The 21,458-nt window shown below is 71.9% G+C and carries 18 protein-coding genes and 1 pseudogene; 9 read left to right on the top strand and 10 right to left on the bottom strand.

All coding sequences use genetic code 11. From position 1 onward, the window contains the following. The first annotated feature begins 7 nt into the window (after positions 1-7). A complete protein-coding gene (locus QFZ74_RS24890; RefSeq protein WP_307623052.1) occupies positions 8-1,162 on the top strand; it encodes a YihY/virulence factor BrkB family protein in 1,155 nt (384 codons plus the stop codon). A 12-nt stretch (positions 1,163-1,174) separates the two neighbouring features. Here QFZ74_RS24890 and QFZ74_RS24895 read toward each other — a convergent pair whose 3' ends face one another. Continuing rightward, complete coding sequence (locus QFZ74_RS24895) at positions 1,175-2,053, bottom strand: NmrA family transcriptional regulator (RefSeq protein ID WP_307623053.1); 879 nt, start codon at positions 2,051-2,053, stop codon at positions 1,175-1,177. Positions 2,054-2,369: 316 nt separating this feature from the next. On the opposite strand from QFZ74_RS24895, the gene QFZ74_RS24900 reads away from it, so the two are divergent. From QFZ74_RS24900 to QFZ74_RS24910, 3 genes are all read left to right on the top strand, one after another. Next, on the top strand, positions 2,370-3,239 hold the full coding sequence (locus tag QFZ74_RS24900) for an oxaloacetate decarboxylase (protein ID WP_307623054.1): 870 nt from the start codon (positions 2,370-2,372) through the stop codon (positions 3,237-3,239). Beyond that, on the top strand, positions 3,236-3,502 hold the full coding sequence (locus tag QFZ74_RS24905; protein WP_307623055.1) for a hypothetical protein: 267 nt from the start codon (positions 3,236-3,238) through the stop codon (positions 3,500-3,502). The genes QFZ74_RS24900 and QFZ74_RS24905 overlap by 4 nt, the downstream gene beginning before the upstream one ends. A gap of 146 nt (positions 3,503-3,648) precedes the next feature. Further along, positions 3,649-5,226 (top strand): carboxylesterase/lipase family protein, encoded by a 1,578-nt coding sequence (locus tag QFZ74_RS24910; RefSeq protein WP_307623056.1) that lies wholly within the window; start codon positions 3,649-3,651, stop codon positions 5,224-5,226. Positions 5,227-5,253: 27 nt separating this feature from the next. Here QFZ74_RS24910 and mmuM read toward each other — a convergent pair whose 3' ends face one another. Then, positions 5,254-6,183, bottom strand: a complete 930-nt coding sequence (mmuM, locus tag QFZ74_RS24915) for a homocysteine S-methyltransferase (protein ID WP_307623057.1) — start codon at positions 6,181-6,183, stop codon at positions 5,254-5,256. A 140-nt stretch (positions 6,184-6,323) separates the two neighbouring features. Here mmuM and QFZ74_RS24920 point away from each other — a divergent pair, with 140 nt between their 5' ends. Then, the gene (locus tag QFZ74_RS24920) at positions 6,324-6,812 is read left to right on the top strand and encodes a hypothetical protein (RefSeq protein ID WP_307623058.1); all 489 of its coding nucleotides are present in this window, start codon (positions 6,324-6,326) and stop codon (positions 6,810-6,812) included. Positions 6,813-7,002: 190 nt separating this feature from the next. Continuing rightward, positions 7,003-7,452 carry an NUDIX hydrolase gene (locus QFZ74_RS24925; protein WP_307623059.1) on the top strand — a complete coding sequence of 150 codons (450 nt, stop codon included), beginning with the start codon at positions 7,003-7,005 and terminating at the stop codon, positions 7,450-7,452. Here QFZ74_RS24925 and QFZ74_RS24930 read toward each other — a convergent pair. The 7 genes and pseudogenes from QFZ74_RS24930 to QFZ74_RS24960 form a co-directional block, all read right to left on the bottom strand. Further along, complete coding sequence (locus tag QFZ74_RS24930; protein WP_307623060.1) at positions 7,415-8,182, bottom strand: hypothetical protein; 768 nt, start codon at positions 8,180-8,182, stop codon at positions 7,415-7,417. The two genes, QFZ74_RS24925 and QFZ74_RS24930, sit on opposite strands and share 38 nt — an antisense overlap. 37 nt (positions 8,183-8,219) lie before the next feature. Beyond that, entirely contained in the window at positions 8,220-9,608 is a 1,389-nt protein-coding gene (locus QFZ74_RS24935) for a hypothetical protein (protein WP_307623061.1), read from the bottom strand. Positions 9,609-9,734: 126 nt separating this feature from the next. Beyond that, complete coding sequence (locus tag QFZ74_RS24940; RefSeq protein WP_307622518.1) at positions 9,735-10,142, bottom strand: DUF4265 domain-containing protein; 408 nt, start codon at positions 10,140-10,142, stop codon at positions 9,735-9,737. 131 nt (positions 10,143-10,273) lie between these two features. Further along, a pseudogene (locus QFZ74_RS24945) lies at positions 10,274-11,070 on the bottom strand (IS5 family transposase); the annotation flags it as partial. Positions 11,071-11,144: 74 nt separating this feature from the next. After that, entirely contained in the window at positions 11,145-11,879 is a 735-nt protein-coding gene (locus tag QFZ74_RS24950) for an alpha/beta fold hydrolase (protein WP_307623062.1), read from the bottom strand. A 111-nt stretch (positions 11,880-11,990) separates the two neighbouring features. Then, on the bottom strand, positions 11,991-14,906 hold the full coding sequence (locus QFZ74_RS24955; RefSeq protein ID WP_307623063.1) for a glycoside hydrolase family 2 TIM barrel-domain containing protein: 2,916 nt from the start codon (positions 14,904-14,906) through the stop codon (positions 11,991-11,993). A 56-nt stretch (positions 14,907-14,962) separates the two neighbouring features. Further along, positions 14,963-16,222 carry a D-arabinono-1,4-lactone oxidase gene (locus tag QFZ74_RS24960; protein WP_307623064.1) on the bottom strand — a complete coding sequence of 420 codons (1,260 nt, stop codon included), beginning with the start codon at positions 16,220-16,222 and terminating at the stop codon, positions 14,963-14,965. 179 nt (positions 16,223-16,401) lie between these two features. Here QFZ74_RS24960 and QFZ74_RS24965 point away from each other — a divergent pair, with 179 nt between their 5' ends. The 3 genes from QFZ74_RS24965 (at position 16,402) to QFZ74_RS24975 (ending at position 20,573) form a co-directional block, all read left to right on the top strand. Beyond that, a complete protein-coding gene (locus QFZ74_RS24965) occupies positions 16,402-17,379 on the top strand; it encodes a hydroxyacid dehydrogenase (protein WP_307623065.1) in 978 nt (325 codons plus the stop codon). A gap of 166 nt (positions 17,380-17,545) precedes the next feature. Next, the gene (locus QFZ74_RS24970; RefSeq protein WP_307623066.1) at positions 17,546-18,883 is read left to right on the top strand and encodes a radical SAM protein; all 1,338 of its coding nucleotides are present in this window, start codon (positions 17,546-17,548) and stop codon (positions 18,881-18,883) included. Between the two features lie 193 nt (positions 18,884-19,076). After that, positions 19,077-20,573, top strand: a complete 1,497-nt coding sequence (locus QFZ74_RS24975; protein WP_307623067.1) for a cellulose binding domain-containing protein — start codon at positions 19,077-19,079, stop codon at positions 20,571-20,573. Here the strand turns inward: QFZ74_RS24975 and QFZ74_RS24980 are convergent. Then, positions 20,539-21,411, bottom strand: coding sequence for a hypothetical protein (locus QFZ74_RS24980; protein ID WP_307623068.1), 873 nt, complete (start codon positions 21,409-21,411; stop codon positions 20,539-20,541). The genes QFZ74_RS24975 and QFZ74_RS24980 overlap by 35 nt on opposite strands. Positions 21,412-21,458 lie beyond the last annotated feature (47 nt).

Consider the following 21,458-nt stretch of genomic DNA (forward strand, 5'->3'; position numbering starts at 1 on the left):
TTGGGTCGTGCAGTCAGCAAGCGAAACCCCTGAACAGCCCTCCGGGCGCCTCCACCGGGCGCGCGTCCTCTACCGGAACGTCTCCAAACGGAGGGTCGCCTGGCTGCTGATCAAGGACACCGTGGACTCCTGCATGGAGTACCGCATCCTGGGCCTCGCCGCCGAGGCGGCGTTCTTCACGCTGCTGTCCGTGCCGCCGCTGCTGCTGAGCCTCATCGGACTGCTCGGCTACGTCGACGACTGGACCGGCGCCGACACCATCCACGGCCTGGAGACCAACATCCTGGAGGCCTCCCGCACCGTTCTGTCCGACAAGGGCGTGAGGCAGATCGCGGAGCCCATCCTGGACGACGTGATGCGCGGCGGCCGCCCCGACGTCATCTCCATCGGCTTCCTGTTCGCCCTGTGGTCGGGCTCGCGGGCGGTGAACGTCTTCATAGACACCATCACCGTGATGTACGGCCTCGACGGCGTACGCGGCATCGTCAAGACCCGGATCATGTCGTTCCTGCTGTTCGTCGTGGCGCTGCTGATCGGCTCGGTGGCGCTGCCGCTGATGGTCGCGGGCCCCGACGCGGTCGTCCGGTTCCTGCCCTGGTCGCAGACCGTGGTGCAGGTCCTGTACTGGCCCGTGGTGATCATCCTGTCCATCGTCTTCCTGACGACGCTCTACCACGTGTCCGTCCCCGTGCGCTCACCCTGGATCGAGGACGTCCCCGGGGCGCTGGTCGCGCTGGCCATGTGGGTGCTGGGCAGCTTCCTGCTGCGCATCTACCTGACGAACACCATCGAGGGCGCCACCATCTACGGCTCCCTGGCCGCCGCCGTGGCCGTCCTGCTGTGGATCGGCGTGTCCGCGTTCGCCGTGCTCGTCGGCGCCGCGACGAACGCCGCCATCGACCGGGTCTGGCCGGCCGCCGCCACGGCCGGGGCGCGCGCCGAGCACGAGCGGCTCGTCGAGGTCCAGGTCGCCGAGTACGTGTCCCGCACCTCCGTCGGCCACGACGACGACACCGACGAGCCCCCCATGCCCTCCGAGTTCCCCGAGCGCTGGTCCCGCTTCCTGCCGCCCGACGACGTGACGGCCCGGCTCCGCACCCACGTCAAGAGCTCCCACCACCACATCCACAAGGGCGGCGGGGACTCCTCCTCCGCGAAGTGAGCGCGGGGATCTTCAGGAGGTCCAGGCGCCCGCGGCCGCCGCCTCCCGCACGTAGTCCCGGAAGTCCCTCGGCTCCCGGCCCAGCACCTGCCGCACCCCGTCGGAGAGGTACGCGTTCCGCCCGTCGAGCAGCGACTCGAACAGATCGGCCACGAACTCGGCCTCCTCGGCCGGCACCCCGGACCCGGTCAGCCGCTCGCCGTACTCCCGTGCCGACACCGGCCGGTACGCCAGCTCCCGCCCCGCGGCCCGGGCGATCTCGGCGACCGCGTCCGCGAAGGTCAGCAGCCGCGGCCCGGACACCGTCACCGCCTGCCCGACGTACCGGTCGTCGTCCGCGGTCAGCACCGCCACCACCACGTCCGCGACGTCCCGTACGTCGACGAACGGCTCGCGTACCTCGCCGCCCGGGAACACCAGCTCCCCGCGCTCGCGCAGCTCCGCCATCAGCGGGCCCTCGCTGAAGTTCTGGGCGAACCACGAGGCCCGTACGACCGTCCAGTCCGCGCCCGACTCGCGCAGCGCCTCCTCGGTGGGCCGGGCCGACGCCTCCCCGCGCGTCGACAGCAGCACCAGCCGCCACACCCCGAGCCGCACCGCCTCGTGCGCGAACAGGCCCACCGCGAGCGCCGCGTCCGGTGCGCCGACCTCCGGGTGCACCAGGTAGGCCGCGTCGGCGTCCCGGAGCACGTGCTCCCAGGTCGACCGGTCGTGCCAGTCGAAGCCCCGCGCGCGGGAGACCGGCCGCACCGTCAGCCCCGCCGCCTCCGCGGCCGCGGCCACCCGGCTCCCCGTACGCCCGGACGCGCCCGTCACCACGACGGTCATGCCCGCTCGCCGCGCGTTCCGCGCACCCTGTGTGTCCTGCGCATGCTGCGTGTGCCACGTCATACCCCCAGTGAACTGCGCCGTCCGGCACGCAGCCATTCGCCGGCCGCGCCACCGGGAGAGGCCCACCGGAAGAGGACCGCCGGGAGCCGGTCGTACGCGTGGACGACCCGTCGCGCGGGAGGAGGCGGCGGGGAAGGGCGTCCGACCGGGCCCGGAACGTCACCTGAGCGCGTCGCCACGTGGGGTTTCAGTGACGTTTCGCCGGTGAACCGGTTGGGCCGTTGCGGTGAGTAAAGCGCGCGCATGAAGAGGGTCACGCGAAAGTCCGGCGATGCTCCTGTCCCGGTAAAGCCACCCCCACAGAAAGACTCTGACGTTGACTTACGGAAAGAGCCTGCGCGAGCAGATCGCCGCACCCGGGACCACCCCGCTGATCGGCGTGTACGACATGTACTCGGCGTCGATCGCGGCCAAGCACTACGACGGGATGTTCGTCTCCGGCTTCGGCTTCGCGGCCTCGTACTACGGCCTGCCGGACATCGGGTTCATCGCGTGGCCGGACATGGTGGCCTTCGTCCAGCGGCTGCGCGGCGCCTTCCCGCGCCAGCACCTGCTGGTCGACATCGACGACGGGTACGTCGACCCGGAGGTCGCCTGTCACGTCGTCGAGGGACTGGAGCGCATCGGCGCCTCCGGCGTGATCCTCGAGGACCAGAAGCGGCCGCGCCGGTGCGGGCACGCCGACGGCAAGCAGGTCCTGCCGCTGAACGAGTACCTGGAGAAGCTGGAGAAGGTGCTGGCCACCCGCCAGGACCTGGTCGTCGTGGCCCGCACGGACGCCACGGACGAGCACGACATCCTGCACCGCGCCGAGCAACTGGCCGCCACCGACGCCGACGTCGTCCTCGTGGACGGTGTACGCAGCGTGGAGTGGATCCGCCGGATCCGCGAGGTCGTGGGCGACAAGCCGCTGCTGTTCAACCAGATCGCGGGCGGCAAGTCGCCGCGCCTCTCCCTCGGCGAGCTCTCCGACCTCGGCGTGGACGTCGCGATCTACAGCACCCCGTGCCTGTTCGCCGCCCACGAGGCGATGGACTCCGCGCTCGCGGGCCTGAAGGCGGCCGACGGCCGGCTGCCCGAGGTGGACGCCGCGAGCGGCGTCGGCGTCAAGGCGTCCACGCGCCTGCTGGAGCGCAACATCGCCCGCGACCGGATCGCGCCCGAGCCCGAGAGCGTGGGCGTGTGACCCCTGCCGTACCCCGGCTGCGCACGGCGGCGGTGATCGCGGCGGCGCTCCTCGGAGCCGCCGCCGCGCCCGCCGCCGCCCACGGCGGCCTGATCACCGTCCTCGACAACTCGCACGCCGACTCGATCCTGGAGGTCGACCGCGCGGCGAACCTCCAGACCGGCAGGGGCACCGCCGGCAGCGACCACGACGGCAGCGCCGTCGATGCCATCCAGGCCCTCTTCGGGAGCACGAACCGGACGACGACGACTGACGACGACTGAAGTGCGAGCAGGTGGCCGGGCACTCCGTGCAAGAGATGCCCGGCCATCCGGCGTTCTCCGCCGGAATACCGGGTGCCGCCGCGGTGCTCTGTTGTTACCGGTGCACGGCTCGGTGTGAACGAGCCCCTGAGGGAGCTGGTGAGCGGATGACGGCAGACCGGACAGACCCCGTGGTCAGAACGCCGTACGGGGCGGTGCGCGGCCGATACGAGCGCGGGGTCGCCGTGTTCCGCGGCATCCCGTACGCGGCCGCCCCCTACGGCCCCCGCCGCTTCCGCCCGCCGCAGCCGCCCGAGCCCTGGGACGGCGTGCGCGACGCCGGCGCCTTCGGACCCACGGCGCCGAAACCGCCGTACTCCCAGGCGTTCGCGCAGTACCTCTCCGATCCGGTCCTGCCCGGCGACGACTGCCTCAACCTCAACGTGTGGACCCCGGAGCCGGGCCCCGGCGCGCGGCTTCCGGTGCTGGTGTGGCTGCATGGGGGCGCGCTGACCAGGGGTTCCTCGGCGGTTCCGGTGTACGGCGGGCACGCCTTCGCCCGGGACGGGGCCGTCCTCGTCTCGCTCAACCACCGGCTGGGCGTCGAGGGCTACGGGCTGTTCCCCGACGCCCCCGCCAACGCCGGTCTGCGCGACCAGCTGGCCGCGCTGCAGTGGGTGCATGAGTCGATCGCGGCGTTCGGCGGCGACCCCGACCGCATCACCCTGTTCGGCCAGTCGGCCGGCGCGATCAGCATCGGCGCCCTCATCGCCGCCCCCCAGGCCCAGGGCCTGGTCAGGAGGGCGGTGCTGCAGAGCGGCGCGCCGGAGGTGTCCGAGCGGGAACGGGTACGGCGGATGGTGCGCCGGATGGCGACCCGGCTGAGGATTCCCGCCACCGCCGAGGCCTTCGCCGCCGCGGACCGCGAGCTGCTGCTGCACACCCAGGCCGAGGTGGGGCGGCTGAGCAGCCCGGTGCTGGGCGGCCCGGCCTTCGGCATCGTCGTCGACGGCGACCTCGTCCCGGAGGACCCGCTGACCGTCCTGACCGAGGGGCGCGCGGCGCGGGGCGTCGACCTGCTGATGGGCTGGACCCGCGACGAGTACCGGCTGTGGCTGGTCCCGGGCGGCCTCATGGAGTACGTCGACCGGCTCGGCCCGGTGGCGTTCGCCGGCGCCATGGCCCGCTGCCACTGCGGCCACGAGGTGCCGCGCGGCTACCGCATCCTGCACCCCGAGGCGGGCACCGCCGAGATCGTCGGCCAGATGGTGACCGACCACCTGCTGCGCAACCCGCTGCACCGCCTGGCCGACGCCCGGCACGGCTCGGCGTACGTCTACGAGTTCGCCTGGCCCTCCAACCTCCCCGACCTCGGCGCCTGTCACGCGCTGGAGCTCGGCTTCGTCTTCGACACCGGCGACGTCCCCGAGTCGCGCAAGCTGGCGGGCGACGGCGGGCCGCAGGAGCTGTGCGACGAGATGCACGCCGCGTGGGTCCGCTTCGCCGACACCGGCGACCCCGGCTGGCAGTCCTGGGACGCCTCCCACCCGGTCCGCACCTTCGGCGACGGCCCGACCCGCACCGACCACGGCCCCCGCGACGCCGAACTCGCCCTGTGGACCATCGCCACCCCGCCCGTGCCCGCCCCGGTCCCCACCACGATCGACGGCACCCACGTACGCGGCCGGGAGCTGGCCTCCGCGGTACGGCGCCTGCGGCGGACGGTGGCGGTCCGGCGGAGGTGATCGGTTCGGTGGAGATGAGGGGTCGGATCAGCCCGTGCCGAGCGCCCGCGCGATCGAGGCGATCGTCTCCGGACCCACCCGGCAGCAGCCCCCGATCAGCCGCGCGCCCGCGTCCCGCCAGGAGGCGACCTGCCCGGCGCCGAACGTGGACCGGCCGCTCCACGCCCGCGCCCCCGCGTCCCAGGACTCGCCGCTGTTGGGATAGACGACGACCGGCTTGCCGGTGAGCCGGGCGGCCGCCTCCGTCGCGTGGCGCACGTCCGTCGGAGAGCAGCAGTTCACGCCGACCGCGATCACCTCGTCCGCGTCCGCCGCCAGGGCGAAGGCGTCCTCCAGCGGCTGACCGGCTCGCGTGCGGTCGCCCTCGATGCTGTACGACAGCCAGACCGGCACCCCGAGCCCGCGCACCGCGCGCACCAGGGCCTCGGCCTCGTCCGTGTCCGGGACGGTCTCCAGCGCCAGCACGTCCGGGCGCGCCCCGGCCAGCACCTCCAGACGCGGACGGTGGAAGCGCTCCAGCTCGCGCACGCTCAGCCCGTACCGGCCGCGGTACTCGGAGCCGTCCGCGAGCATCGCCCCGTACGGTCCCACCGACGCCGCCACCCACAGCGGCCGCACGATCCCCTCGTCCCGCGCCCGCCGTACCGCCTCACGCCCCGATTCGACGCTCAGCTCCAGCAGTCGGGCCGCCTCGCCGGGACCGATCCCGCGCGCCCCGAACCCCTCGAAGGTGGCCTGGTAACTGGCCGTGCTCGCCACGCTCGCGCCCGCCGTGAAGTAGTCGAGGTGCGCCTCGGTGAGCGCCTCCGGACACTCGACGAGCAGCCGCGCCGACCACAACGCGTCGCTCAGGTCATGACCGGCGGACTCGAGTTGATTGGACAGGCCGCCGTCGAGGACGACCGTCCCGGCGGCGAGCGCCTCGGCGAGGCTGGGGGAGCTGGTGCTGCTGGCCATGGTGACGACGCTAGTCGACGCGTTGTCCGTCCTCGACGGCCCGTTCCCTCGCCTCGACGGCCCGTTCCCCAGCCCCTCGACCGCCCGCTCTCACGACACTTCGGCGAGCACCGAAACGACCGGCGCATAACGTTCTTCGCATGAACGAAACCGCAGGTCAAGCGCCTTCCACTGCCCTCACGCCGGCCGACGCCGTCACCGCCATGGTCGAGCACTGCCTCGCCCTCGCACAGACCTGGACCGCCTGGGACGGCACGCCCGCGCACATCGACGACCGCGTCTACACCCCGCACAAGGCGATACGCCGGCTCGCCGACCACCTGGTCGATCACCTGGCCGAAATGGAGGCACGGTTGGCGGGCGAGGCTCCGCAGCCGGACCACTGGCACGCGTCCACGATCACGACGCCCGCCGATCTCGCCCCCTTCACCGCCGAGGATCTGGACGAGGCACGCAGCCGCCTCACCCGGCTGGCCCGGATGTGGGCCAACCGACTGGACGCCCTGACCGACGAGCAGCTCGACCGCTCGCCGGGCGACGGCTGGACCTTCCGCGAACTGGCCGAACACCTGGAGGGGTCCCGGTACTACGCCGACGCCGTGGGCGATCTGAGCGCGCGGAGCGACTGACGGACGGACGGCCGGGCCCCGGAACCAGGCCGTCCGTCAACAGGCCGGCGCACCACGCCCTCAACAGCCTGGCGCACCACTCCCGTTGAGGCGAACGGCCCCGCCCCGTTCGGCCCATCCTGGTACGGTGGGCGCTTTCCTGGGTATCACACCCTTTGGACTCTCATCATCGGCAAGGGACCGAGGAACCATGGACATGGAGATCCCCGGCGAGTTGCGGCTGGCGGCCGCCGTAGTGATGGACGGGCAGGGACGTGTGCTCGTGGTGCGCCGCAGCGAGCATGAGCGGTTCCTGCCCCGGGCGTGGGGTGTGCCGTGCGGGAAGCTGGAACCGGGGGAGAGCCCCGAGGACGGCGCGCTGCGCGAGCTCAAGGAGGAGACCGGGCTGCTCGGCGAGGTGCTGTGCAGTGTGGGTCACTCCAGATTCGTCAGCGAGTACCGGGGACGCCAGGTCGTGAACCGCCAGGAGAACTTCCTTGTCGCGCCGCTGAGTCGGCACGTCGTCCTGCCCGAGCCCGACCAGGCGTACGCCTGGCTCGGCGCGGACGAGCTGCCCCGTTTCGATCTCGACGCGTACAACCGCAGGATCATCGAGAAGGCGTTCAGGAGTCTGGCGACGAGCTCCGGAGCAGCTCGGTGAGGTCGTTCAGCGCGGCCAGATAGCCCTCGGCGTCCAGCGGATCCTTGGCCACCGCGTCCGGATGCGGTCCGGCCGCCGTGAACACGTCCGTACGGAGCCGCCGTTGGGCGCCCGCCTCCAGGAACAGTGTCACCGTCGGCTCGTCCGTGTCGCACCAGGCGCGGTGCAGGGTGTGCGCCGGCAGGGCGTAGGAGCTGCCCGCCGCGTACCGGCCCAGATGCGTCATCCGCAGCCGCGCCCGCCCCACGTGCTCCAGCAGCCAGTCCGCGTCCCCGTCCGACAGGGATTCGACGTACTGGTCCGCGGCGAACCCGCTCCCGCTGTTCCCGTCCTCGCTGTTCCCGTCCTCGTGAACCGCCTCGTACAGCTCCATCACGAGGCGGCCCCGCACGATGTAAGACCCCAGCGGGGAACGGTGGTTGTGGACGTCCTCCTTGCCGACCGCACCGACGCCCGGGTGCCAGACGTGGGCGCGCAGCATGAATTGGGGGCTGCCGTCGAGCAGCAGCAGCTTGTCGAAGCCGAGGATGTGCCGGTACGACAGCAGGGCGCACCCCTCCGGGGCGCCGACGCCCGAGGCGAGGTCGGCGATGAGCTCCGACAGCCGCTCAGGGGCGCCCAGTTCGGTCACGACGGTCCAGGCCGCGGCCACCATCTCCCGCTCGGACAGTCCGCCGTGCAGCGTCCGGGTCAGCAGCTCGCGCGCGGCTGAGGCCTGTCGACCGCCCATGTGTCCATCCCCCGACTTCGCCTCGTACGAGTGGAATTCACTGCTCCGACACCTGACGCAGCCGCGAAGGCTCCGCCTGCTCCGGCCGGCCAGGTTGGTAAATCCATACGGCATGCCCCCGGAGCGCCGAAAGGCCTTGATAGGTCATCCACATCGGGCGGCGCAGTTCGCTCCCGTCGCCCCGGTCCCAGCTCCAGATGCCGTCCGTCTGCCCGGCCCACACGGCGGCGAACGCCCCGTCGAGCCGCTCGCGCCACTGCGCCTCCATCCCCTCCGCGAGGGCGACCTCCCGGGCGCCCGGCGTGGTCAGGGCGCGCACCAGCCAGGTGGCCGTGAAGTGCCGTACGTACAGCACCTCGTGGTGGGTGGGGTCGTCGGAGCGCGGCCGGCGGACCTCCTCGCGCAGCTTCGTCACGTCCGGGCAGGCGTCGTGCCGGGTGTCCGGGCAGGCCAGCAGCCAGCGCACCCCGTCCTGCCGGGCCGCCCGTGCCGCCGCCGTCTCGCCCAGCACGCGGGCCGCCCGGTCGAGGGCGACGACCGCCTGGGCGGTGTGCAGCGGGGACGGGTCGCCGTACGGCGCGTGGAGGCGGTAGCCCCAGCAGCGCAGATGCTCGCGGTCCGGGTCGTCGATCGCGCCCTCGACCAGGGACTCGCACAGCAGGGGGAGCGGCGCCGAGTGGGGCGCGGCGCGCAGCAGACCGCGCAGCACCGTCGTGACGACGTGCGTCGACTCCCGCCCCGCCGGGTCGAGTTCGGGAGTGAAGCCCGCGCCGCACCGGGCGACCTCCGCCGCCAGCCGTTCACTGGACGACCCGGCCCGCGCCAGCGCGCCCAGCACCAGCGCCGTGATCTCGGGCCGGGCCACCGAACCCTGCGTCCGCGCCGACCAGCCGCCGTCCGGCAGCCGCAGCCGCCACAGCGTGTCCACCAGGTCGCCGGTGCTCAACCGCCCGTCGGGCACGTTCAGATCGAGCATCATGTGCAGGCCGTACGCCGTGCTGAGCGCCGTGGGCGACGACGAGGCGCCCTCGCCCAGCGAGTGCGACCAGCCGGTGAGCTTCCCCCGCACCGGATCGTCGAACTCGGTCTTCTCACCCACGAGCGCCTCGTACGCGGCGGCGAACACCTCGGGCAGCGGGCCCGGACCGGCGGTCGCCGGAGGGACGAGAACCGGGGGAGCCCCCACCGCGATGTGACGGCCGGTGCGTGCACGAGCCCGCAGCAACGCCGCCGCCAGCCAGGCGGCCAGGCCGACGGCGACACCGCTCACCCCGGACACGAGCCACTTGGCGAAATCGCCGCCGAGGGAGTCGGGCAGCACCCCGAGCAGCGCCTGGAACACGCCGTACCCGGCCGCCGCGCACCCGAGACTGCCCAGCCATCCCACGAACCGCTCCGGCGGCGATTCGCTCGCGTCCGGGAGCACCGCCTCCGGTTCCCCCGCTCTCACACCCCCGCGACCAAGCTGTTGTGGGAACAAGGCCGGCTCCCTCCCCCAGGGCGGCACATGACGCCTGCGATGCGCCCAGTCTAAGAACTCCTATCGGAATGCTCAGGAGTCGATCTCCCAGTGGAGAGCGCCAGTCTGAGCGGATGCCTCCAGGATCTTCACGAGTGCTGCTGTCGGATCCGTGCCCGGCGGGAGGTCCACCGCGAGGTAGGTCCCCTGGAGCCATTCGTGGGGCAAGCCGGCCTCAATGGTGCTGTCGTGCAGGAGTTCGTGCAGCTGGTCCCGATCTGGGTGGTCGATGACGAGAGCGACCCGGAGGGTCCGGTGGCCGGATTTCTCCAGCACGGCGGTTACGAGGTGGTTGCTGTCTATGGCCACCACGTCGCGGTAGCAGATGCCGTAGGTGAAGAAGGGCAGACACGCCACCTCGAACCGGTCAGGCGCGAGCTGCTGGGTCCAAAGCTGCTCGCGCCAGCCGTCCTCCCGATCCGACAGATCAGCGTGGATCATGTAGTTGCTGGGACCTCGGCCGATCGGGTCCTCGTGCGTGATGATGGTGATGGTGTGCCTCCTGGAGCCGGATCCCGACCTCGAGATCCTGCACCAGCCGCCTCGGCCGGAACCAGGCGGGGCGAGTTCAGGCGTCGCCAACAGATGAGAGCGCATCCGAGGGTGAGGAATGCCTCGTGGATGTCGTCGCGGATCTCCCAGCGGATCCGCAGGCGGCGGAACCAGTGCAGGTGGGCAAACGCGCGCTCCACGACCCAGCGTTGGGTGCCGAGCCCGGAGCCATGTTCGGTGCCCCGGCGGGCGATCAGCGGCTTCACGCCGAGATCCCAGACCAGGCGACGGTACTTGTCATGGTCGTAACCGCGGTCGGCCAGCAGCACGTCCGGGCGGCGTCGGGGTCGACCGCGCTTGCCCCGCACCGGCGGCACGGTTTGGAGGAGCGGGATCAGCTGGGTGACGTCGTTGCGGTTACCGCCGGTCAAGGTGGCAGCGAGCGGGATGCCGGTAGCGTCGGTGATCAGGTGATGCTTGCTGCCCGTCCTGCCCCGGTCAACAGGGCTTCGTCCCGTCTTCGAGCCCCCTTTAGCGCTCGGATGTGGGAGCCGTCGACGGCCGCCCGGGAGAAGTCCAGGACGTTGGCGCTGCGGAGCTTGGCAAGGAGGACCTCATGCAGCCGGGGCCACACCCCGGCCTCAGTCCACTCGGCCAGCCGCCGCCAGCAGGTCATGCCCGAGCCGAAGCCGAGCTCCTGTGGCAGATGTTCCCAGGCGATCCCGGTGTGCAGGACGAACAGGATGCCCTGGAACACCAACCGGTCCGGATGCCGCTTGCGCCCAGGATGATGGGCCCGACGCTCTACCTTCGGCAACAGCGGCTCCACCACCGCCCACAACTCGTCGTCAACTTCCCACGGCTTCGGCCGAGCCACCCCGCACCCCCAGATCGCTGATCCCGGAGTGATCCAACCATCTCGAAGATCATTTCGTTAGGAGTTCTAAGTCGTCAACCACGCCCCCGGCTCGTGACCGGAACGAGTGTCTTTACAAGCAAGTCGGCGCAATCCACGGGGTGTTCCATCACGCCGAGATGCCCACCGGGGAACTCGGCGAACCGGCCACCGGTCCGCCGGGCCACGACCTCGGCGGTCCGGTAGAGAGCTCCGCCGCGCGAGTCGGCACCGGCGGCGACGGTGAGCCGGGACGGATCCGCGGGAGCGAGCGGCGTGTACGCCGTGAAGGGACGCAGGACGTGCGCGAAGAAGACGCCCATGGGCGTGGCCGACTCACCCTCGCTGGCGAGCGGTTCGCCCCGCTGTGCCTCCAACTGCTCGATCAGAGACTCCCGTTCACGCGCACCGTCCGGCAGCACGGTCACACAAGCCGGCTCGTGCGCCACCACGTGCGCCAGCCGCTCCGGGTACCGGGCGAGCAGGTCGAGGACGACGACGCCCCCGGCGCTGAAGCCCATGACGTACGCGGACTCCCACGCCGGCAGCACCTCCTCCAGCACCCGCCGGGCCCCGTCGCTCCAGTCCTCCACCCGCTGCTCCCCGACCGGCAGCCCGAGCCGCCCATGGGCGAGCCCGAGCGGGTCGTACGTCACCACGGTGAACCACGCCGCCAGCCGCGCCGCCATCGGTTCGAGCCCCATGGGGTGCCCGGCGCCACCGGGGACGAGGAGCAGGACGGGCCCGGCGCCCGTGATGTCGTAACTGGGCACGTGGGGCTGCTCGTTCATTGCTCTCTGTTCCCTTCGGCCGTGACGGGTGCCTCGCCAGGGAGCCTGTATATCCCGCCTCGCAACTGCCCCGCAGGAAATAAGAGGTGGTGAGCGTCGTGCCGGGGGCGATCAGCTGCTGCGCCCGCGGTTCTCCCGGTCCCAGGGTGCGAAGACGAACGAGAACTCGGCGGGCTGGGCGCGCAGCCGGTACCGGGGCAGCGGGCCCGGCCCGCAGGACTGGGAGCCGATGCCGTGCTGGGCGTGGTCGAGGTTGACCCAGACCGTGTCGCCGGGGGTGAGATCGGTGCGGTGAGCGGCGGCGTCCAGCTGCTCGGTGGTCCAGCGGCGGGCCGTGAACCAGAACTCCGGGTCGCCCTCGATCCGCAGGCCGCCGATCTCCGCCCAACGGACGTCGGCACGGGCGCCGTTCTCCTGTGGGCGGACGTACGGGGTCTGGAGGTCGTCCACCGTGGACTCCCAACGGCCGAGCACGGACGCCGACTTGGTGTCCGGGTAGGCCTCTCCCGGGCCGCCGCCGAACCAGGTCACCCGGTCGGCCTCGGACAGCCCGAAGCGGATGCCGAGCCGGGGGAGGGGCACCGGCCACTCGCCCTCGGGGGTCACGGACACCGTGAGCTTCAGCCGGGTGCCGTCCGACGTCCAGCGGTAGACCGTGGAGAGGCCGAGCGGGGCGGCGGCCGGGGCCACGCGGGTACGTACCGTCAGCGCGTCGTCGCTCAGCTCGACCGCGTCGAGCCGGTGTCGCATGCGGTGCAGGCCCAGCTTGCGCCAGCGCGGGCCGTAGCGCAGGTCCGTTTGCCAGGCGGCGCCGTCGTCGTTGTCGGTGGTGGCGCGCCAGACGTCGAGCCGGAGGTCGATGACGTCCACGTCGGCGACGGCGCGCAGACCACCGGTGCGCGGGTCGAAGGCCGCCGGACCGAGGGTGAGCAGTCCGTCGCCGAGTACGGGTGCCCGTGTCGCGGTCAGCGAAGGCAACTCGCGCGCGGCGACCGGGATTTGTCCCCACGCGACCACATGGTCCCGCTCACCCCACGGCGTATCGGCCGCCAGCAGCGCCCGTACCGTCCACTGCGCCTCACCGCGCCCGGCCCCCTCCGGCGGCTCCGGCAGCTTCACGTCGGCCCACTCGCCGGGGGCCAGCGCCGGTACCCGCAACGGGCCCGACTCCAGCGACGTACCGTCCACCTCGTACGACCACGTGAAGGCGAGCGCGGACAGGTCGGCGTGGTCGTGCCGGTTGGTGATGCGCACAGTGCGGCCGCCGGCGTCGTCGCTCTCGATCACCACCGGCTCGATCACCTTCTTGAACTCGGCCAGGCCGGGGGAGGGCCGCCGGTCCGGGAACAGCAGGCCGTCGCAGACGAAGTTGCCGTCGTGCAGCTCCTCGCCGAAGTCGCCGCCGTACGCGAAGCCGTACCGCTCGTCCTTGACGCCGTGGTCGATCCACTCCCAGATGAACCCGCCCTGGAGCCGTTCATGCGAGGTGAACAGCCGCTGGTAGTCGGCGATGCCGCCCGGACCGTTGCCCATGGCGTGGCCGTACTCGCAGAGGATGAAGGGCAGTTGACGGCGCTCGTCCGGGCCGCCGTCCTTGCCCCGGCCGATCAGCTCGGTCTCGGCGTGGTCGGCGTACATCCGGGAGTACATGTCCGTGTCGCGACACTCGGGGTCACCCTCGTAGTGCACGAGGCGTGACGCGTCCCGGGCGTGGATCCACTCGGCCATGGCGGTGAGGCCGCGGCCGGTACCCGCCTCGTTGCCGAGGGACCAGATGACGACGGACGGGTGGTTCTTGTCGCGCTCGACCATGCGAGCGGCCCGGTCGAGCAGGGCCGGGGTCCAGCGGTCGTCGTCCACGGGGTTGCCGCGCCAGCCCTGCTGGTTGAAGCCGTGGGTCTCCAGATCGCACTCGTCGATCAGCCACAGGCCCAACTCGTCGCACAGGGAGAGGAATTCGGGATGCGGCGGATAGTGGGAGGTGCGAACGGCGTTGATGTTGTGCCGCTTCATCAACAGCACGTCCTGGCGCATCGTCTCCCGGTCCAGGGCACGGCCCTTCTCCGGATGCCACTCGTGACGGTTGACGCCCCTGAAGAGGACCGGGCGGCCGTTGACCTTGATCAGACCGTCCGCCCGCTCCACCGTCCGGAAGCCGATGCGCAGCGGCACCCGCTCGCCCTCCGTGGTGAGGAGCCCGTCGTACAGCCGGGGGGTCTCCGCGGTCCACGGCTCGACCGGGACCGTCGCCGACTCGCCCGTCGCCATGTCGACGCTCAGCTCAGGCACGGTGACCCGGCCGCCGATCCCGGAATCGACGCGCAGCGTCCCCTCGCCCGACACATGGTCGTAGCCGGCGTGCACGAAGAAGTCGCCGACCGCGCCCGGCGGGCGGTGCAGCAGGGTCACGTCGCGGAAGATGCCGGGCAGCCACCACTGGTCCTGGTCCTCCAGGTACGAGCCCGCCGACCACTGGTGGACGCGGACGGCCAGGACGTTGCCGCGCGGCCTCAGCAGGTGGCCGACGGCGAACTCGTGCGGCAGCCGGGAACCCTTGAACTCGCCGAGGAGCGTGCCGTTCAGCCAGACGCGGGCGCACGACTCGACCCCGTCGAAGCGGAGGACGGCGCCGCCCTCGGACGCGGTGTCCGGCCAGCCGTCCGGCAGGTCGAAGCGGCGCAGATGGTCGCCGGTGGGGTTCTCGGTCGGCACGTGCGGCGGGTCGACCGGGAAGGGGTAGCGGTGGTTGGTGTAGGCGGGGGAGCCGAAGTGTCCGGCGCCCTGGAGGACCCAGTGGCCGGGGACGGCGAGCTCCGCCCAGCCGCCGGCGTCGTACCCCGGCTCGGCGAACGACTCGTCCTCGGCGTCAGCCGTCGGCGACAGACGGAAGCGCCAGTCGCCGTTCAGCGAAAGGGACTTGGCGTCGGAGGCGGCGTACCAGGCGCGTGGTGGGAGTACCCCGGAGCCGGGTGAGACGTCCTCGACGTAATCGATGGCCTTGGTGACGCGGAGAGAACGGACAGACATCGGTCTCCTCTGGTCGGTCGGGCGATCAGTCGGCGCAGCGGGCTGTCCAGCGACAGTCACGCGGTCACACGGCCCGGTGTGAGCGCGTCCCGTACGAACGCGTTCATGAACTTGCCGGTGGGGTCGAGGCGTTGGGCGAGCGCGCGAAAGTCGTCGAGCCGGGCGTACCGGTCGTGGAGCACGGACCCAGGCACGGTGAACACCTTGCCCCAGTGCGGGCGCGGCGCGAAGGCCGACAGCGCCTCCTCGATCAGGCGCACCACCGGCAGCACCGTCGCCGCGTCGTCGAGCCAGGTGAAGTGCACCGCCATCGCGTCCCGGTCGTACGCCGGGCCGAGCCACTGCCGGTCGGCGGCCACCGTCCGGACCTCGCAGGTCTGGAGCACGGGCGCGATCGCCTCCCGAATGCCGTCGAGCGCGCGCAGTGCGTCCGTGGCGGACGTGAGCGGCACCAGGTACTCGGACTGGAGCTCGGTCCCGCTGCTGGGGGTGAACTCCCGCCGGAAATGGGGCAGTCGCTCGTGCCACGGCCCCGGCACCCCGAACTGCTCGGTGCAGTGGATCCCGGGCATGCCCGACACAGGGTGCATCGCCTCGGTCGCGGGGGCGGCCCAGGGGAAGTAGACCGGCGGCTGGTCGGTGCGCCGCTTGAGCCACACCTGCCTAAAGCCCGGCTGTCGCCAGTCGGTGAACAGACTCACGCTGTACGCGGCCCCGGCGACCGTCTCGAAGTCCACGTCCTGGAGGGTGAGTTCGATGAAGACGTGCTGCTCGACCTCGTACGACGGCTCCAGGTCGAGGACGAGGGAGACGACCACGCCGAGGGCGCCGAGGGAGGTCACCGCCCCGTCGAAGCCCTCCTCGCCCCGCGCGACCGTGACGATGGAGCCGTCCGCCGTGAGCAGCCGTATCTCGCGCACCGCGCATGCCAGCGGCCCGTTGCCGAGCCCCGAGCCGTGGGTGCCGGTCGCCACTGAGCCGGCCACCGAAATGTGCGGCAGGGAAGCCATGTTGGGGAGTGCGAGGCCTTGGGCGTGGACCGTACGGGCCAGCTCGGCGTAGCGGACGCCGCCCGCGACCCGTACCGCACGGGCCTCGGTGTCCACGTCGATCTCCGGCGGCATCCCGGCGAGGGACAGCAGGGTCCCGTCGGGGCCCGGGTCGGCGATCGGGTTGAAGGAGTGCCCGCTGCCGAGGACCCGCACCTGCGCGCTCACGGCCACCAGGCTCCGCAGTTCCTCCAGCGAGGCGGGGCGGGCGAACGTCCTCGGCCGGTAGGTGATGTTCCGCGCCCAGTTGGTGACCATCTCCGCCATCCCCACCGTGCCTCCCGTCGCGCGCGACCGTTGGCGTGCCGCGCTCCACGACCTACCGTAGGCGGGGGTTCGCCGTCTGTGGGTCACCGAGCCGGAAGGTCACTTCCTTGCCCGATGCACCGCCACCCGCGTCAACGCCCGCTTCAGCGTCCGGTTCGCGTCCCCGAGCGCTGTTCGCCATGACCGCCCGCAACCTCCCCCACCTCTTCCCGCCCGCCACGCTGGCGCGGCTGCGCGCGGGCGTGGACATCGAACCCGCCCTGGTAGCCGAGGACTTCACCGATCCATGCGTACGTGACACCCTGGCCCGCACCGAGATCCTCCTCACCGGCTGGGGCTGCCCCCGCCTCGACACCGCGGTCCTCGACGCGGCACCCCGGTTGCGGGCGGTGCTCCATGCGGCGGGCTCGGTCAAGGAGTTCACCACTCCCGAGTTCTGGCGGCGCGGCATCCCGGTCTCGTCGGCGTCCGCAGCCAACGCGCAGCCCGTCGCCGAGTACACCCTCGCGATGATCCTGCTGGCCGGGAAGAACGTCCTCGCCGCCCGCGACCTGGTCCGCGCCCGCCGCGGCTTCCCGCCCGGCGAGATCGCCCCCGGCATCGGCAACAACGGCCGCCGCGTCGGCGTCATCGGCGCCTCCCGCACCGGCCGCCGTCTCATCGAGCTGCTGCGCCCGTACGACCTCGCGGTACGCCTCACCGACCCGTACGCCGGCCCGGCCGACGCCGCCCGTCTCGGCGTACCCCTGCTGCCGCTGGACGAGCTGCTGCGCACCTCGGACATCGTCACCGTGCACGCTCCGCTGACTCCGGAGACCCGGCACCTCCTCGGTGCCCGCGAACTCGCCCTGATGCGGCCGGGATCGGTCCTGATCAACACCGCGCGCGGCGGGCTCCTCGACCACGACGCCCTGATCGCCGAGCTGAGCACCGGCCGCCTGAGCGCCGTCCTCGACGTCACCGACCCCGAACCCCTGCCCCCGGAGTCGCCCCTCTACGACCTCCCCAACGCCTTCCTCACCCCCCACCTCGCCGGCTCGCAGGGCAATGAACTGCCCCGGCTCGGTCTGACGGTCGTGGAGGAGGTGGAACGGCTCCTGTCGGGAGAGCCGCTGCTGCACGCGGTCGACCCCGCGGCGCTGGAACGGTCGGCGTGACGGGCCGTAGCGGAGAACCGTACGGGTGACTCCCGCCCCCGACCGCCCTCACCCCCTACGCCCACTTGCGCGCCACAAGGGGACCCGGCACCGCGGACATGGGGGTGGAGGCATACCGTGAGGAGGCGAACGCAGAGCCGGGAGCAGAGCCGGGAGGAGAGTCGGGATGGGCAGCCGTACCGCGCTGGTCGAGGGTCTGATGGAGCGGTTCCCGCACGTACCCCGGGAAGCGGTGTTCAAAGAAGACCTGCTCAGGGGCGGTGTCGCCTTCGACGCGTCCGCGCTCTCCGACAACGAGGGCGGCGAGGTCAAGCCGAAGTCGTACTTCATCTTCTCCTTCGACCACGGCACCCTGCCCGAGCTCGGCGAGGCCGCGCTGCGGCGGCCGCCGGAGGAGATCATCCTGACCGGCGGACCGTACGACCTGCGCCGCACCGTCGTCTCCGTGCGCGTGAACCCCGCATCGCCGTACCGTGTCGCCGCCGACGAGGAGGGGCTGCTCGGGCTGTACCTCGACGGGAAGCGGATCGCCGACGTCGGCGTGCCGCCCATGCCGGAGTACTACCGGCACACGCTCTCCAACGGGAAGTCCGTGATGGAGGTGGCCCCGACCATCCAGTGGGGCTACCTCATCTATCTCACCGTCTTCCGCGTCTGCCAGTACTTCGGCGCCAAGGAGGAGTGCCAGTACTGCGACATCAACCACAACTGGCGCCAGCACAAGGCCGCCGGGCGTCCGTACACCGGTGTCAAGGACGTCGAGGAGGTCCTCGAGGCCCTGGAGATCATCGACCGGTACGACACCCAGAAGGCGTCCACCGCCTACACCCTCACCGGCGGCGCGATCACCAAGACGGTCGGCGGGCGCGACGAGGCTGACTTCTACGGGCGGTATGCCAAGGCCATCGAGGAGCGCTTCCCGGGCCGCTGGATCGGCAAGGTGGTCGCGCAGGCGCTGCCGCGTGACGACGTGCAGCGGTTCAAGGACTACGGCGTGCGGATCTACCACCCCAACTACGAGGTGTGGGACCGGCGTCTGTTCGAGCTGTACTGCCCGGGCAAGGAGCGCTACGTCGGCCGCGACGAGTGGCACAAGCGGATCCTCGACTCGACGGAGGTCTTCGGCGCGCGCAATGTCATCCCCAACTTCGTCGCGGGCGTGGAGATGGCCGAGCCCTTCGGCTTCACCACCGTCGACGAGGCCATCGCGTCCACCACCGAGGGCCTGCGCTTCTTCATGTCGCACGGCATCACGCCCCGCTTCACCACCTGGTGCCCCGAGCCCACGACGCCGCTCGGCAAGGCCAACCCGCAGGGCGCGCCGCTGGAGTACCACATCCGGCTCCTGGAGGCCTACCGCGCCACGATGGACGACTTCGGCCTGTCCTCGCCCCCCGGCTACGGCCCGCCCGGACCGGGGCGCGCGGTCTTCTCCGTGAGCTCCTTCATGGACAGCCTCCCGGCGCAGGAGCCGACGGGCGCGGAGGAACCCGCGCAGGTGTAGCGCGGTGAGGGACGGGTGGCGGTACGAACGGAGAGCATCGTTCCTACGACCACTCGTAACCGGATTCGCCGACCCCGCTTGTCAGTTGTGTCGAGGACGTGAAAGGCTCCCTCTCTGCCGCGAGGGTCATCCAACTCCGTTGCTACCCCGGTGAGTTGACCTCGCTCGTGCATGCCGTGGATGCAGGAGACCGATGCCCGACCTGCCGACCCCCCAGAACGCTGCCGAGGCCGCGCTGTTCTCCGAGTGCTGGGATGCGGTGCTCTCCTACGCCGACCTGTGCACGTCCGGCTCGGTGGCCGCGGGCGAACTGGCGAGGGAGGCCTTCACGCTCGGCATACGTGAGGTCCGCGCGGCGGAGTCGTCACCGGTGCGCGGCGCCGGACGGCGTCCGGCCCGGCTGCCCGCGATCCCGCTGCTGCTGACCGCCGTCCGCTTAACGGCCGCCGGCTGGGAGGCCGAAGGCCTCGGCCACAAGCTCGACCCCGAGTTCCGGCTGTGGCTCCACTCCGACGGCGCCGCCCGCTACACCGGGCCGCCCCTCAAGCGCCCGCTCGCCCTGCGCGGCCTGAAGGACATGCAGGAGGCGGACGCGGCACTGCTGTGGCTGACCGAGGTGGAGGCGCTGCCGCTGACCGCCGTGGCCCGCCGGCTCAGCCTCGACCCGGCCACCGTGACCCGCGAACTCGACCAGGTCCGCGGCCTGTTCCGGGACCGCTGCCACCGCGCCCACCGCGACACCCCGCTGGACGCGCGGTGCCGCAGCTACGGCAGCCTCCTGGACGCGCTCACCCGCTCGGCCGCGACCGACGGCACCCCCGAGGACCTCTCCCGGCACGTCGCCACCTGCGTGCAGTGCGCGGAGGCCGCCGCCTGCATGCGGCTGCACGGCGGCGGACTGCCCGCGGCCCTGGCCGGCGGCGTCATCGGCTGGGGCGGCCTCGCCTACCTCGAACGCCGCCGCCGCGCCGCCGACGCAACGCTCAACAGTACCCAGCCCGAGGCGTCGGCCGACCGGGGCGCGGACGAGGCGAAGGACGGCTCCGGCCGGACGCGCGTCGTGCGCAACGGGCTGCTGGGCGCCGCCGTCCTGCTGTCGGTGCTGGCGCTCGGTGTGTCGATGATGCCGTTCGGTTCGGGCGGCGACGACACGGCGGCGCGCGACGACGGCCGTCCCGTCGCCGACCCCGGCCCCGCGCTCCCCACCGCCGTGCCGCCCCCACCGAAGTCCCCGACGGCCCCCCGCTCCTCCGCCGCGCCGTCCCCCTCCCACACCACCAAGAAGCCGGACCGCCCGTCCCGTACCCCGCAGACCCGGCGCCCCTCGGCCTCCTCCCGCCCGGACGAACCGTCCCGCCCGGCCACCACGGCCCCGCCGACCTGCCGGATCGTGTACGACGTGGTGGACGAGTGGAACGACGGCTTCCAGGCCACCGTCGCCGTCACCACCGCCAAGGCCGTGTCCGACTGGAGCCTCGTCTGGACCTTCCCGGACGGCCAGAAGATCGACCGGATGTGGGACGCCAGCCCCCACCAGGACGGCTCCCGCGTCACTGCCGACGCCCGCGACTACAACAAGTCCCTCGACGCGAACGGCACCGCCTCGTTCGGCTTCATCGGCTTTAAGCAGGACAAGAACGCGTCACCGACCGCCTTCACACTGAACGGCGATCGCTGCGAGGTGAGTTGAGGGTCCGGGACTCCCCTCGCAGGAACTGCTGGAGGGAGGAGGTCAGGGCGTCGATGAAGGCGAGCCGGGTCGCCTCCGGGACGAGGTCGAGGGAGAGATAGGGATTGAGATCCTCCAACTCGACCAGGAGCAGCTCCCCTTCCCGCGTACGGCAGGCGTCCACGCGCTGGATGCCGTGGTCGAGGGTGTTCCAGCCGATGAAGCGCCGGGCGAAGGCGAGGTCGGCCTCGGTGGGTGCGTAGGGCTCGAGTCCCCAGCGCTGCCCCGGATCAGGGGCGTACAACGCGTACTGGAAGGCGTCGTCGACGAAGTAGAAGGACACCTCGTAACGGAAGTCGACGCGCGGCTGGACCAGCACGTCTCCGTAGGTGACACTGTCCAGCTCGTCCCGCGGCACGAACGACAGGCCTATGGAGTCGGCCCCCGCCTTCGGCTTCACCACGTACGCATCGCTCTCGGGCAGCCGCTTTAGGTCCTCGCGCCGGTCGACGGTCGGGATGACCGGATACCCCGCCGCCGTAAGCTCCAGCAGATACCGTTTGCCCGCCATGTCGCCCCGCCCGGTCAGGGGGTTGTAGACCAGGGCATCGTGCGCCACCGCCCGCTCCCGGAAGGCCTCGTACGCCTGCCGGTACCCCAGCACCGGCCCGCTGTTGCGCACCACGACGGCGTCGAACCCGTCCATCAGGGCGGTGGCGTTCAGCGGATGGCACAGCGCGATGTCGAAGTCCGTGCGCAGCCGGTCGGCGAGGAAGATGTCCTCGTCGCAGTAACGCCGCCCACGGGCTTCGTAGGCGAGATCGGTGACATAGAGCAGGGCGGGGCGCGTGGCGAGCACGGGGCGGCTCCTTGGTCGGGGCGGTCAGTGTAGGGGCGGCGGTCCGG

This window comes from Streptomyces sp. V3I7 (assembly GCF_030817495.1).
In the GTDB taxonomy this organism is placed as follows: domain Bacteria; phylum Actinomycetota; class Actinomycetes; order Streptomycetales; family Streptomycetaceae; genus Streptomyces.

Excerpts from the sequence above, each read along its gene's own strand:
- QFZ74_RS24895 (WP_307623053.1), bottom strand. The coding sequence starts at position 2,053 with ATGACGTGGCACACGCAGCATGCGCAGGACACACAGGGTGCGCGGAAC.
- QFZ74_RS24910 (WP_307623056.1), top strand. The coding sequence starts at position 3,649 with ATGACGGCAGACCGGACAGACCCCGTGGTCAGAACGCCGTACGGGGCG.
- mmuM (WP_307623057.1), bottom strand. The coding sequence starts at position 6,183 with ATGGCCAGCAGCACCAGCTCCCCCAGCCTCGCCGAGGCGCTCGCCGCC.
- QFZ74_RS24920 (WP_307623058.1), top strand. The coding sequence starts at position 6,324 with ATGAACGAAACCGCAGGTCAAGCGCCTTCCACTGCCCTCACGCCGGCC.
- QFZ74_RS24925 (WP_307623059.1), top strand. The coding sequence starts at position 7,003 with ATGGACATGGAGATCCCCGGCGAGTTGCGGCTGGCGGCCGCCGTAGTG.
- QFZ74_RS24930 (WP_307623060.1), bottom strand. The coding sequence starts at position 8,182 with ATGGGCGGTCGACAGGCCTCAGCCGCGCGCGAGCTGCTGACCCGGACG.
- QFZ74_RS24940 (WP_307622518.1), bottom strand. The coding sequence starts at position 10,142 with ATGATCCACGCTGATCTGTCGGATCGGGAGGACGGCTGGCGCGAGCAG.
- QFZ74_RS24950 (WP_307623062.1), bottom strand. The coding sequence starts at position 11,879 with ATGAACGAGCAGCCCCACGTGCCCAGTTACGACATCACGGGCGCCGGG.
- QFZ74_RS24955 (WP_307623063.1), bottom strand. The coding sequence starts at position 14,906 with ATGTCTGTCCGTTCTCTCCGCGTCACCAAGGCCATCGATTACGTCGAG.
- QFZ74_RS24960 (WP_307623064.1), bottom strand. The coding sequence starts at position 16,222 with ATGGCGGAGATGGTCACCAACTGGGCGCGGAACATCACCTACCGGCCG.
- QFZ74_RS24965 (WP_307623065.1), top strand. The coding sequence starts at position 16,402 with ATGACCGCCCGCAACCTCCCCCACCTCTTCCCGCCCGCCACGCTGGCG.
- QFZ74_RS24970 (WP_307623066.1), top strand. The coding sequence starts at position 17,546 with ATGGGCAGCCGTACCGCGCTGGTCGAGGGTCTGATGGAGCGGTTCCCG.
- QFZ74_RS24975 (WP_307623067.1), top strand. The coding sequence starts at position 19,077 with ATGCCCGACCTGCCGACCCCCCAGAACGCTGCCGAGGCCGCGCTGTTC.